Genomic DNA, 12,419 nt, shown 5'->3' on the forward strand with positions numbered 1-12,419 from the left:
AGTTCCGTCGGCGAGTGTCGACCGCACAGATGACGATTCGTACCAGCCTGGAGGCTCAAGGTGACGCGCATCAGCTGCGGAGGGCGGCCATGACATCCGTCCTCGTCTGCGACGACTCCCCGCTTGCCCGAGAGGCGCTCCGCCGTGCGGTGGCGACCGTGCCCGGCGTCGAGCGCGTGACGACGGCAGCCAACGGCGAGGAAGTCCTCCGCCGCTGGGGTGCCGACCGCTCGGACCTGATTCTGATGGACGTACGCATGCCCGGACTGGGTGGCGTCGAGACCGTCCGGCGGCTGCTGTCCGCCGACCCCGGTGCGCGCATCATCATGCTCACCGTGGCCGAGGACCTGGACGGTGTGGCACTCGCCGTCGCCGCCGGGGCCCGCGGCTATCTGCACAAGGACGCCTCCCGCGCGGAGCTGCGCGCGACCGTGACCCAGGCGCTCGCCGACCCCACCTGGCGGCTCGCCCCGCGCAGACTGCGGTCGGCCGAGATGGGCGCGGCGCCGACGCTCACGGCGCGTGAGATCCAGGTGCTGGAAGGCATGAGTCACGGTCGCTCCAACGCCGAGATCGGCCGCGAGCTGTTCCTCTCCGAGGACACCGTGAAGACGCACGCCCGGCGGCTCTTCAAGAAGCTCGGCGCCTCGGACCGCGCGCACGCCGTGGCGCTCGGTTTCCGGTGGGGTCTGGTTCGTTAGGTGAGCCGTCGCGGGGGTACGACGCACCCCGCCTACCTCATGGTGGGCGGGGCCGACAACAGGGCCCGCCGAGTGCCCGCTGCTCGTTTCGCCGCGGATGCCGCATGCTTGAGGTGTGGAGTTCCTCGGGGACGAGTCGGTCGAGCGGAAGGGGAGGGCGACGGAGATGAGTTCCGGCGCACCTACTCATAACGCTTCGGTGCACAACTACGGACGCGGTGCCACGGACAAGACGACGCCAAGGCACCATGGACCGATGCGCGACGACGAGACGACGGTGATCGGTGCGCTCGTCCATCGCGCGGTCGACGGCGACGAGCAGGCCACGCACGACCTGCTCGCGCATGTACATCCCTTGGCGTTGCGCTACTGCCGCACCCGCCTCTCCCGGCTTCCGGGCGACGCGCGGCACTTCGTCGAGGACCTGGCCCAGGAGGTCTGCGTAGCGGTGCTCCTGGCACTGCCGCGCTACAAGGACACCGGGCGCCCCTTCGAGGCGTTCGTCTTCGCCATCGCCGCGCACAAGGTCGCCGACCTGCAGCGCGCCGCGATGCGCCACCCCGGTTCGACGGCGGTTCCCTCGGACGAGATGCCCGAGCGCCCCGACGACTCCCTCGGCCCGGAGGAGCGCGCTCTCCTCAGCAGCGACGCCGAGTGGGCCAAGAAACTCCTGGCCAACCTCCCCGAGAACCAGCGCGAGCTGCTCCTGCTGCGCATCGCGGTGGGCCTCACGGCCGAGGAGACGGGCCAGATGTTGGGAATGTCACCGGGCGCCGTACGGGTGGCTCAGCACCGCGCACTGAGCCGGTTGCGGGCGCTGGCGGAGCAGTAGGCGGGTCCCAGGGGTCTTCGGCCACCGGGACCTCTGGGGACGCGTCGGTCGGCGAGGCGGGTCAGCCCTCCCAAGGGGCGGACCGGTTTTTCCTCGGGCGTGGGGCTCGCGTCGTTCTCCCGCGGGGACCGGGCCCCGGCCCGCGACTGAACGGCATCGCCACCCCGCCCGTACGAACCTACGAAGCCCAAGGGCGGTCCGAACCGTGGAATGGGAGAGCCTTGCTTCCCGTTAGCATGGACATCCGCACCGATCAAGGCCATTTGGGGAAGGTGTCATGACTGCCAACGTCGACGGAGTGCCCGCCAAATTCGCGACACTCGGGCTGACCTACGACGACGTGCTGCTGCTGCCGGGCGCCTCTGAGGTGCTGCCCAATGCGGTCGACACCTCGTCCCGCATCTCCCGCAACGTACGTGTGAACATCCCGCTGCTCTCCGCGGCGATGGACAAGGTGACCGAGTCGCGCATGGCGATCGCCATGGCCCGGCAGGGAGGCGTCGGTGTACTGCACCGCAACCTCTCCATCGAGGACCAGGTCAACCAGGTCGACCTGGTGAAGCGCTCCGAGTCCGGCATGGTCACCGACCCGATCACGGTGCACCCGGACGCGACACTGGCCGAGGCCGACGCGCTGTGTGCCAAGTTCCGCATCAGCGGTGTCCCCGTCACCGACGGCAGCGGCAAGCTGCTCGGCATCGTCACCAACCGTGACATGGCCTTCGAGACCGACCGTTCGCGCCAGGTGCGCGAGGTCATGACGCCGATGCCCCTGGTCACCGGCAAGGTCGGCATCTCCGGCACCGACGCCATGGAACTGCTGCGCCGCCACAAGATCGAGAAGCTTCCGCTGGTCGACGACGCGGGCGTCCTCAAGGGCCTCATCACGGTCAAGGACTTCGTGAAGGCCGAGAAGTACCCGAACGCCGCGAAGGACGCCGAGGGCCGCCTGCTGGTGGGTGCCGCCGTCGGCGCCAGCCCCGAGGCGCTGGAGCGCGCTCAGGCGCTGGCCGAGGCCGGGGTGGACTTCCTGATCGTCGACACCTCGCACGGGCACAACAGCAACGCGCTCAACTGGATGGCGAAGATCAAGTCGAGCGTGAACGTCGACGTGATCGGCGGCAACGTCGCCACCCGTGACGGTGCCCAGGCCCTGATCGACGCCGGCGTCGACGGCGTCAAGGTGGGTGTGGGCCCCGGCTCGATCTGTACCACCCGTGTGGTCGCCGGCATCGGCGTCCCGCAGGTCACCGCCATCTACGAAGCGGCCCTCGCGGCCCGTGCCGCGGGTGTCCCGGTGATCGGTGACGGTGGTCTGCAGTACTCCGGCGACATCGGCAAGGCGCTGGCCGCCGGTGCCGACACGGTGATGCTCGGCAGCCTCCTGGCGGGCTGTGAGGAGTCGCCCGGCGAGCTGCTCTTCATCAACGGCAAGCAGTTCAAGTCGTACCGCGGCATGGGCTCCCTCGGCGCCATGCAGTCCCGTGGGCAGGGCAGGTCGTACTCGAAGGACCGCTACTTCCAGGCGGACGTCGCGTCCGACGACAAGCTCGTGCCCGAGGGCATCGAGGGGCAGGTGCCCTACCGCGGCCCGCTGGCCAACGTGCTGCACCAGCTCGTCGGCGGTCTGCGTCAGACCATGGGGTACGTGGGCGCCGCCACCATCGACGAGATGGAGTCCAAGGGCCGGTTCGTCCGGATCACCTCGGCGGGCCTCAAGGAGAGCCACCCGCACGACATCCAGATGACGGTCGAGGCGCCGAACTACAGCCGTAACGACTAGCCGTACATGCACTGACGACCAGCCGTACATGTTCGTGAGGGCGGTCCCGGAGGTTCCGGGGCCGCCCTTGTCGTAGGTGTCGGGGATACTGGGACGCGCAGAACCGAAGAGGGAAAGGCCACACACGTGACTGAGATCGAGATCGGGCGCGGCAAGCGCGGCCGCCGGGCGTACGCCTTCGACGACATCGCCGTCGTCCCGAGCCGCCGTACGCGAGACCCGAAGGAGGTCTCGATCGCTTGGCAGATCGACGCCTACCGCTTCGAGCTGCCGTTCCTGGCCGCCCCGATGGACTCGGTCGTCTCCCCGGCCACCGCGATCCGCATCGGCGAGCTGGGCGGCCTGGGCGTACTGAACCTCGAAGGCCTGTGGACGCGGTACGAGGACCCGCAGCCGCTGCTCGACGAGATCGCCGAGCTGGACGCGGACACCGCGACCCGCCGCCTCCAGGAGATCTACGCCGCTCCCATCAAGGAGGAGCTGATCGGGCAGCGCATCAAGGAGGTGCGCGACTCGGGCGTCGTCACCGCCGCCGCCCTGTCGCCGCAGCGCACGGCCCAGTTCTCCAAGGCCGTCGTCGACGCGGGCGTGGACATCTTCGTCATCCGCGGTACGACGGTCTCCGCGGAGCACGTCTCCGGTGCCGCCGAACCGCTGAACCTGAAGCAGTTCATCTACGAGCTCGACGTCCCCGTGATCGTCGGCGGCTGCGCCACGTACACGGCGGCGCTGCACCTGATGCGCACGGGCGCGGCCGGTGTCCTGGTCGGCTTCGGCGGCGGTGCCGCGCACACCACGCGCAACGTGCTGGGCATCCAGGTCCCGATGGCGACCGCCGTCGCCGACGTGGCCGCGGCCCGCCGCGACTACATGGACGAGTCCGGCGGCCGCTATGTGCACGTGATCGCGGACGGCGGTGTCGGCTGGTCCGGCGACCTCCCCAAGGCGATCGCCTGCGGCGCCGACTCGGTGATGATGGGCTCCCCGCTGGCCCGCGCCACGGACGCGCCCGGCAGGGGCCACCACTGGGGCATGGAAGCGGTCAACGAGGAGCTGCCGCGCGGCAAGAAGGTCGACCTCGGCACCGTCGGCACCATCGAGGAGATCCTCACCGGGCCCTCGCACATCCCCGACGGCTCCATGAACATCTTCGGCGCCCTCCGCCGCGCCATGGCCACCACCGGCTACAGCGAGCTCAAGGAGTTCCAGCGCGTCGAGGTGACGGTCGCGGACTCCCAGCACAAGCGGTAGCGGTACGGCGACTCGTACGACGCCGAAGGGCCCGTCCACCATGAGGTGGGCGGGCCCTCGCGCATGTCGGGCGGGGTTACTGACCGGCCTTCTTGGCGCCGGAGAAGGCCGCGTACGCGGCGATGGCGAAGAAGAGGAAGGTCAGCGGGTCGGCCTGGGCCTTCCAGGCTTCCTGGACCGCGCTGAAGTGCTGGAAGAAGACCTCGTTGAAGCCGACGCCGATCTCCTTGGCACCGATCATGGCCTCGCCGACCAGCTGGCCGAGGTAGACCGAGGCCACCGAAAGGATCACGCCGGCGATCGGCAGGATCGGGTTGCGCCCGCCGACGCGGCCCGCGGCGAGGCCGATCACGAAGCCGACGCCGACGGCCGCCCAGACGATCTCGTGCTTGGTGAGGCCGATGATGACTCCGTAGACGCCCGCCGCGACCAGGGCGGCACCGACGGCGGCCGCGAGGCCGAGCCCGAGCTTGTCGCGCACCGGAGCGGCCGGGGCGACGGGAGCCATCGGGAAGCCCGGCTGGGGTGCGCCCTGCGGGGCACCCTGCTGCGGGACCCCGGCCTGGGCGGCGTCCTTCGGCGGCGTGGGCGGCTGGCCCGGCTGGCCGGCGTACGGGTTCTGGTCCGCGTACGGGTTGTCGACCGGTGGACCGGACGGCGGTGGAGACGACTGACTCATGTGGTTCCCCCCAGGGATGTGAGCGCACACCTGGGAGCGCCCGGGACGCGGGCGTACTGGTGTGCGAGAGCTGACGCACAGTAGCAGTCGGCAGTGACATCCCGTCCAGGGGTTTCGTCGGGGTCAGAGTCGGTGCGCGGCTCCGGTCGGGGTCGCTCCCCTGGTGTCCAGCAGCAGTTGTGCTTTCACCGACAGTCCCTGCAGGTCGTACGTGCGGTGCTGTTGGAGCAGGATCGTGAGGTCGGCGTCGGCGGCGGCCTCGTAGAGGGAGTCGGCGCGCGGGACGGGGCGGCCGAGGACGTTCCAGGCCGGGACGTGCGGGTCGTGGTAGCTGACGGTCGCGCCGAGCTCCATCAGACGCAGGGCGATCTCGTGGGCGGGCGTGCCCTGTTGGTCGGCGAGGTCGGGCTTGTAGGTGACGCCGAGGAGGAGCACGCGCGCGGCGCGGGCCGATTTCCCGTGCTCGTTGAGGAGCGTGGCGGCGCGCTGGATGACGTACCGCGGCATGTGGCTGTTGACCTGCTGGGCCAGTTCGACCATGCGGAGGGTGCGGCCCGAGTGGCCCGCCAGGTCCTGGGCGATGCCGTGGCCGCCGACGCCCGGCCCCGGCCGGAACGCCTGGAATCCGAACGGCTTGGTCTCGGCGCAGCGGATGACGTCCCACACGTCGACGCCCAGGTCGTGGCAGAGCACGGCCATCTCGTTGACCAGGGCGATGTTGACGTGCCGGTAGTTGTTCTCCAGGAGCTGTACGGTCTCCGCCTCGCGGGGGCCACGCGCGCGTACGACCTTGTCGGTGAGGCGCCCGTAGAAGGCGGCGGCCGACTCGGTGCAGGCGGGGGTGAGGCCGCCGATGACCTTGGGGGTGTTGGCGGGGGTGAAGTCGCGGTTGCCCGGATCGACGCGGCTGGGCGAGTACGCGAGGTGGAAGTCGCGTCCCGCGCGCAGGCCCGAGCCCTCTTCGAGGAGCGGGCGCAGGAAGCCCTCGGTGGTGCCGGGGTGGACCGGCGACTCCAGGATCACGGTGGTGTGCGGGCGCAGCCGTTCGGCCAGGGTGCGGGCGGCCGAGGCCACTTGGCCCAGGTCGGGGGTGCCGTCCGGGCCGGGTGGGGTCGGGGCGCAGATGACGGCGGTGCGGACGCGGCCGAGTTCGGCGGGGTTGGTGGTGGGCCGGAAGCCCCCCGAGAGCATCCGGCGCAGTTCGGCCGGGGTGAGTGAGCCGCCTTCCGGCCCGGTCTTGTAGCCGAGCGTGGGGATGCCGGCGGCGACGGCGGCCTGGGCCAGGGGCAGGCCGAGATGTCCGAGTCCGATGACGGCGAGATCTGCGGGCATGGCGTGGGCCGTCCTTCCCAGTAACCGAAGCGGGACAGGTGCGCAAGCCCTGTGGACAGAACGGGCGAGCGCAATGTCAGACTAGGAGTAAATATGACCGATTTACGGTATTGGGTGGGCGAGTTTCCGGGAGTGTTGTCCACAGGCTGGGGGCGCGTGGTGGCCGATGACGGACATCACGGTCAGACTTTGGGGCAGGGGGACGTGAGCCGGGCGTAGCCGGACAGGTGCGGCCAGCGCTACAGACAGCGGGAGGCAGCGGTGAGGACAGCGAAACTGGGGCCGGCGGAGCGCGCCGAGTCCCTGGCGGGAATGGCCGAGCGTGAGCTGGATGTGCTGGTGGTGGGCGCGGGCGTGGTCGGTGCGGGGACGGCGCTCGACGCCGTGACGCGCGGCCTGTCCACGGGCCTGGTCGAGGCGCGCGACTGGGCGTCGGGCACCTCCAGCAGGTCCAGCAAGCTGATCCACGGCGGCCTGCGCTATCTCGAGATGCTCGACTTCGCCCTCGTGCGCGAGGCCCTGAAGGAGCGTGGACTCCTTCTGGAGCGGCTCGCACCGCATCTGGTGAAGCCGGTGCCCTTCCTCTACCCGCTCCAGCACAAGGGCTGGGAGCGGCTGTACGCGGGATCGGGCGTCGCGCTGTACGACGCCATGTCGATGACGAGCGGACACGGACGAGGACTGCCCGCCCATCGCCATCTGACGCGCAGCCACGCCCTGCGCATAGCACCCGCCTTGAAGAAGGACGCGCTGGTCGGCGCGTTGCAGTACTACGACGCGCAGGTGGACGACGCCCGCTATGTGGCCACGTTGGTGCGCACGGCGGCGGCGTACGGCGCGAAGGTCGCCAACCGTGCTCGCGTGACCGGATTCCTGCGCGAGGGCGAGCGCGTGGTCGGCGCCAGGGTGCAGGACGTCGAGGGCGGCGGGGAGTACGAGATCCGCGCCAAGCAGATCGTCAACGCCACGGGCGTGTGGACCGACGACACCCAGGCCATGGTGGGCGAGAGAGGCCAGTTCCACGTACGGGCCTCCAAGGGCATCCACCTGGTCGTGCCGAAGGACCGGATCAACGCCGCGACGGGCCTGATCCTGCGCACCGAGAAGTCCGTCCTCTTCGTGATCCCCTGGGGGCGGCACTGGATCATCGGCACCACGGACACCGACTGGAACCTCGACAAGGCCCACCCCGCGGCCTCGAGCGCCGACATCGACTATCTGCTGGAGCATGTGAACTCGGTGCTCTCGGTGCCCCTGACCCGCGATGACGTGGAGGGTGTGTACGCGGGACTGCGGCCGCTGCTCGCGGGCGAGTCGGACGCCACCAGCAAGCTCTCGCGCGAGCACACCGTGGCCCATCCGGTGCCGGGACTGGTGGTCGTGGCGGGCGGCAAGTACACGACCTACCGGGTGATGGCCAAGGACGCGGTCGACGAGGCGGTGCACGGTCTCGACCAGCGGGTCGCCGAATGCGTCACCGAGGACATTCCCCTGCTCGGGGCAGAGGGGTACCGGGCGCTGTGGAACGCGCGGGCGCGGATCGCGCAGCGCACCGGACTCCATGTGGTCCGCGTGGAGCATCTGCTGAACCGGTTCGGTGTGCTGGCCGAGGAGATATTCGAGCTCATCGCCGCCAACCCCGCGCTGGGCGAGCCCCTTCCGGCCGCCGAGGACTACCTCAAGGCCGAGATCGTCTACGCCGCCTCGCACGAGGGTGCGCGGCACCTGGACGACGTGCTCACCCGGCGCACCCGTATCTCCATCGAGACCTTCGACCGCGGTACGCGCAGCGCCCGCGAGGCCGCCGAGCTGATGGCGCCGGTCCTCGGCTGGGACAAGGACCAGATCGAGCGCGAGGTGGAGCACTACGAGAAGCGGGTCGAGGCCGAGCGGGAGTCCCAGCGCCAGCCGGACGACCAGACGGCGGACGCGGCGCGGCTGGGGGCGCCGGACATCGTGCCGCGCTGATCGGGCCCCGCTGCCTATGAGCGCCTGCCCGGGAGTTCCCGTGAATGTCACTCGAACGGGTGTCGTGAGCTGGGATCTTCGCTCGAAACCCGGCCGTTCTACTGGGTGCGGGGGCAGAACTCGGCGGCGAGCAGTTCGGGTTCCAGGTCAGGGTCCTCGATCCCGTCCGTGTTCACCCGGAAGGTGAGGACACGACGGCCGTCGACGGTAGCCGCGGTGCGCACGTAGCTGCCGGATATATGGCCGTCGTGCCCCCACACGGTGGTGCCGCACGACAGCTTCTGCGGATACAGACCCATGCCGTACAGGCCTTGTGCGGTGCGGGTGTCGAGCATCTCGCGCAGTTGGCGGGGCGGGAGCAGGTCGCCGGCGAGCAGGGCCGCGTAGAAGCGGTTCAGGTCGGCGAGCGTGGTGACCAGCTCACCCGCCGCGCCGGCCACGCGCGGGTCGAGGGCGGTCACGTCGGTGCCGTCGGCGGAGTAGGCGCGGCCGTGCGGGGAGGGCAGCGAGGTGCGGGTGCCGGGGAAGGAGGTGCCCGTCAGACGAAGGGGGTTGATGACGCGGCGCTCGGCTTCGATGGCGTACGAGTGGCCGGTGACCTGGCGGATGACCATGCCGAGCAGGACGTAGTTGGTGTTCGAGTAGGCGAAGCGGCCGCGGGCGGCCGGGGGGTGGGTGAGTGCGATGCGGACGGCCTGGAGCGGGGTGAGGGGGACGGCGCCCTTGGTGTCATCGGTGAAGTCGTACAGGCCGCTGGTGTGGGTGAGCAGGGAGCGCAGCGTCAGACGCCGGCCGTCGTTGCCCGCGCCGCGCACCAGACCCGGTAGGTGAGCGTCCAGGGTGTCGGACAGGGACAGCCGGTGCTCGGTGGCGAGTTGCAGCACCACGGTCGCGATGAACGTCTTGGTGATGCTGCCCGCGCGGAAGTGGTCGCCGCGGGCGATGCCGTCGCCGGCGCGGGCGAAGCGTGCGCCGGCGGCGTCACTGGCCAGCAGCGCGGCGGCGGGAGCCTTGCCGCGGGTGACGAGAAGGGGGAGCAGACGGCGGAAGGCGCGGGTGGCGCCCGTTGCCGGGGCGGCGGCGGGGGAGTGTGAGCCCGTCGGGGCCGCGGACCTGAGGGTGTGACGGGCGGCCGAGGGTGTGGTGGAGTGGGAAGGGCCGGCGGTCGGCATCAGGCGCGGCAGGCCGATCGGGGCCAGGACGAGGACGGCCAGAGACACGGGTATGACCAGGAGTGTCCGAGGTGTCCGGGGCGCAGGCATCGGCGTTCCTTCCTTGTTGCGGCACATCATGGGGGACGGACCTGTGCGCACGAGCGGGTGGTCCGCAGGTGAGGGGCGTGCCGGTCGCCGAGGGCTGGTCGGCCGAAGGGCCCCCTGGGCGCTGAGCGCTTGTCGGGTGAGGGACAATGAAGGCTCTGTCAGGGCGGTTTGCATGAGGGGACGCATGTCGGAGGCGGAGCGGGCGGGAGCATCCCGTCAGGACAAGAGCGAACGTCTCCTCGCCGGGCGCTACCGGCTGGGAGATGTTCTCGGCCGCGGCGGCATGGGCACGGTGTGGCGGGCCCAGGACGAAACGCTGGGCCGCACGGTCGCCGTCAAGGAGCTGCGGTTCCCGTCGAGCATCGATGACGACGAGAAACGGCGGCTGATCACGCGCACCCTGCGTGAGGCCAAGGCGATCGCGCGGATTCGCAACAACGGCGCGGTGACGGTCTTCGACGTGGTCGACGAGGACAACCGGCCGTGGATCGTGATGGAGCTCGTCGAGGGCAAGTCGCTCGCCGAGGTCATCCGCGAGGACGGCCTGCTCACGCCGAAGCGCGCCGCCGAGGTGGGGCTCGCGATACTCGACGTGCTGCGTTCCGCGCACCGCGAGGGCATCCTGCACCGCGATGTGAAGCCGTCGAACGTGCTGATCTCCGACGACGGCCGGGTCGTGCTGACCGACTTCGGTATCGCGCAGGTCGAGGGCGACCCGTCCATCACCTCGACCGGCATGCTCGTGGGCGCGCCCTCGTACATCTCGCCGGAGCGGGCGCGCGGGCACAAGCCTGGCCCAGCGGCCGACCTGTGGTCGCTGGGCGGGCTGTTGTACGCGTCGGTCGAGGGTGTGCCGCCCTACGACAAGGGTTCCGCGATCGCGACGCTCACCGCGGTGATGACCGAGCCGGTGGAGCAGCCGAAGAACGCGGGCCCGCTGGAGAACGTGATTTACGGGCTGCTCGTGAAGGACCCCGCGCAGCGGCTCGACAACGAGCGCGCCCGGGCGATGCTCAGCGAGGTGATCTACGCCCCCGAGCCCAAGGAGACCGTGCCGGAGCCGGCGGACGCGACGAAGGTCGTGGCGCTGCCGCCGGTGCCGGACGAGGGCCCGGGCAAGAAGAGTTCGGGCGGCTCGCGCGGCTCCGGTGCCAAGCGGGGCGAGGAGGCCGGGGAGCGGCTGCGCGGGGCGCTGCGTTCCGTGCGGAAGGCCGCCTCGGTCGCCGGTGCGGCCACGGCGGCGGCCACCGCCGCGGCGACGGCTCGTGCGAAGTCCGGCGCTGCGGGCGAGACGGGCAGCGCGAGCGGTGCGGGTGGTGCCGGCGGTACCGCGGCTTCCGGTTCGGTGGGCGTGGAGAGTGCGGCTCCGGCCGCTCCGAAGGCTCCCCCGGCTCCGCCGCGCGTGGATGTGTCGAAGCCCGCAGCGGCTGAGGGGAAGTCCGGGACGGTCACGCCCGCCCAGGGTGGCAAGGCGGCTGAGGGCTCCCCGAAGCCGGGCGTGCGTGACGGCGCGCCGGCGGGCTCGGCCTCCGGTTCCGTCGGCTCGAAGGGGGCTCTCGGCTCGGCGGGTTCGGGGGGTGCCGGCTCCACCGGTTCGGCCGGCGAGACCAGGGCGGCCTCCGGGTGGCCCGTGGCGCCCGAGCGGCCGCCGCGGCCCGTGCCGCGGGCGCCGCTCACCGATGTGGTGCCGCGGCGGACCCTGGTGATCATCGCGGTGGTCGTGGCGCTCGCCGTGATCGGGACCGTGCTGGCCCTGACTCTCGGTGGCGGTGACGACAGCGGGTCGAAGAACGGCAAGAGCGGTGACACCAAGGCGGCCGCGTCCAGCGGAGTGACCGCGGGCAGTGGCGGCAAGGGCGCGACCAGCGGCTCGCACACCGACACCGGCGACAAGACGGATGGTGCCACCGGGTCGGCCGGGGACGGGAGTTCGGGCAGCACGCCGAACACCGACGCGTCGGGCAGCGCCGCCGCCACGAACGGGACGAGCGGCGACGGCAAGGAGTCGGGCTCCTCGGGCTCCACCGCCGTGTTGACGTACACGGCCGGCCAGGGGTTCAAGATCGGGCTGCCCAAGGGGTGGAAGTACCAGTCGACGGATGACGCGGGAGCCCGCTTCACCGGTCCCGACGGGCAGAAGCTCCTCGTCGGCTGGACGACCACGCCCAAGAGTGACCCTGTGGCGGACTGGAAGAACCAAGAGGGGTACATGGTGCGCTCGCAGTACAAGCGGGTGCGCATAGAGCAGGTGGACTACCGCGGTTGGAACACGGCCGACTGGGAGTTCACCTATCAGGACGGTGGCACGAAGTACCGGTCGATCGACCGCGGATTCGTCGTGAATGATCATCTCGGGTACGGGCTGATGTACACGGCGAAGGCATCCGACTGGGACAGCCAGCTGCGCAAGGACACGTGGCAGACGCTGACGAAGACGTTCCAGCCGAAGTCGTGAGGCACGGGCCCGAACCCACGTCGTGAGGCGCGTGCCCATGCCGTGAGGTTCGGGCCGGTTCGCCCGGGGTGTCTGTTGTAGGGGTCGGTCACGGGCCGGTGACATCTCGCATCCCGACATTGCGGGTTGCCTCCGGCACGTATCGTGAGTGGTTGC

At 70.8% G+C, this 12,419-nt stretch carries 9 protein-coding genes; 6 read left to right on the forward strand and 3 right to left on the reverse strand.

The features are described from left to right. Positions 1–89: 89 nt before the first annotated feature. The 4 genes from ACFZDJ_RS33065 to ACFZDJ_RS33080 all read left to right on the forward strand — a co-directional run bounded on the left by ACFZDJ_RS33065 (position 90) and on the right by ACFZDJ_RS33080 (position 4,567). Positions 90–701 carry a response regulator transcription factor gene (locus tag ACFZDJ_RS33065; RefSeq protein WP_003948568.1) on the forward strand — a complete coding sequence of 204 codons (612 nt, stop codon included), beginning with the start codon at positions 90–92 and terminating at the stop codon, positions 699–701. A 256-nt stretch (positions 702–957) separates the two neighbouring features. Beyond that, positions 958–1,533, forward strand: a complete 576-nt coding sequence (locus ACFZDJ_RS33070; protein WP_060901477.1) for a sigma-70 family RNA polymerase sigma factor — start codon at positions 958–960, stop codon at positions 1,531–1,533. A 277-nt stretch (positions 1,534–1,810) separates the two neighbouring features. After that, positions 1,811–3,316 (forward strand): IMP dehydrogenase, encoded by a 1,506-nt coding sequence (gene guaB / locus ACFZDJ_RS33075; RefSeq protein WP_101400163.1) that lies wholly within the window; start codon positions 1,811–1,813, stop codon positions 3,314–3,316. Between the two features lie 126 nt (positions 3,317–3,442). Then, positions 3,443–4,567, forward strand: coding sequence for a GuaB3 family IMP dehydrogenase-related protein (locus ACFZDJ_RS33080; protein WP_067366955.1), 1,125 nt, complete (start codon positions 3,443–3,445; stop codon positions 4,565–4,567). A 76-nt stretch (positions 4,568–4,643) separates the two neighbouring features. Here the strand turns inward: ACFZDJ_RS33080 and ACFZDJ_RS33085 are convergent, their stop codons facing one another. Then, positions 4,644–5,246 carry a hypothetical protein gene (locus tag ACFZDJ_RS33085; protein WP_390940048.1) on the reverse strand — a complete coding sequence of 201 codons (603 nt, stop codon included), beginning with the start codon at positions 5,244–5,246 and terminating at the stop codon, positions 4,644–4,646. A gap of 123 nt (positions 5,247–5,369) precedes the next feature. Further along, positions 5,370–6,578 (reverse strand): nucleotide sugar dehydrogenase, encoded by a 1,209-nt coding sequence (locus tag ACFZDJ_RS33090; protein WP_168510406.1) that lies wholly within the window; start codon positions 6,576–6,578, stop codon positions 5,370–5,372. A gap of 261 nt (positions 6,579–6,839) precedes the next feature. On the opposite strand from ACFZDJ_RS33090, the gene ACFZDJ_RS33095 reads away from it, so the two are divergent. Beyond that, a complete protein-coding gene (locus tag ACFZDJ_RS33095; RefSeq protein WP_390940051.1) occupies positions 6,840–8,546 on the forward strand; it encodes an FAD-dependent oxidoreductase in 1,707 nt (568 codons plus the stop codon). 98 nt (positions 8,547–8,644) lie between these two features. On the opposite strand, the gene ACFZDJ_RS33100 is transcribed toward ACFZDJ_RS33095, so the two are convergent. Then, the gene (locus ACFZDJ_RS33100; protein WP_390940053.1) at positions 8,645–9,808 is read right to left on the reverse strand and encodes a serine hydrolase; all 1,164 of its coding nucleotides are present in this window, start codon (positions 9,806–9,808) and stop codon (positions 8,645–8,647) included. Between the two features lie 184 nt (positions 9,809–9,992). Here ACFZDJ_RS33100 and ACFZDJ_RS33105 point away from each other — a divergent pair, with 184 nt between their 5' ends. Further along, complete coding sequence (locus ACFZDJ_RS33105) at positions 9,993–12,263, forward strand: protein kinase (protein WP_391064245.1); 2,271 nt, start codon at positions 9,993–9,995, stop codon at positions 12,261–12,263. Positions 12,264–12,419: the final 156 nt, after the last annotated feature.

Origin of the sequence: Streptomyces sp. NPDC007896 (assembly GCF_042959425.1) — a bacterium.
Classification (GTDB): Bacteria; Actinomycetota; Actinomycetes; order Streptomycetales; family Streptomycetaceae; genus Streptomyces.

Bases quoted from the DNA above. Each gene is read 5' to 3' on its own strand.
- guaB (WP_101400163.1), top strand. From the start codon at position 1,811: ATGACTGCCAACGTCGACGGAGTGCCCGCCAAATTCGCGACACTCGGG.
- ACFZDJ_RS33085 (WP_390940048.1), bottom strand. From the start codon at position 5,246: ATGAGTCAGTCGTCTCCACCGCCGTCCGGTCCACCGGTCGACAACCCG.
- ACFZDJ_RS33100 (WP_390940053.1), bottom strand. From the start codon at position 9,808: ATGCCTGCGCCCCGGACACCTCGGACACTCCTGGTCATACCCGTGTCT.
- ACFZDJ_RS33090 (WP_168510406.1), bottom strand. From the start codon at position 6,578: ATGCCCGCAGATCTCGCCGTCATCGGACTCGGACATCTCGGCCTGCCC.
- ACFZDJ_RS33065 (WP_003948568.1), top strand. From the start codon at position 90: ATGACATCCGTCCTCGTCTGCGACGACTCCCCGCTTGCCCGAGAGGCG.
- ACFZDJ_RS33070 (WP_060901477.1), top strand. From the start codon at position 958: ATGCGCGACGACGAGACGACGGTGATCGGTGCGCTCGTCCATCGCGCG.
- ACFZDJ_RS33105 (WP_391064245.1), top strand. From the start codon at position 9,993: ATGTCGGAGGCGGAGCGGGCGGGAGCATCCCGTCAGGACAAGAGCGAA.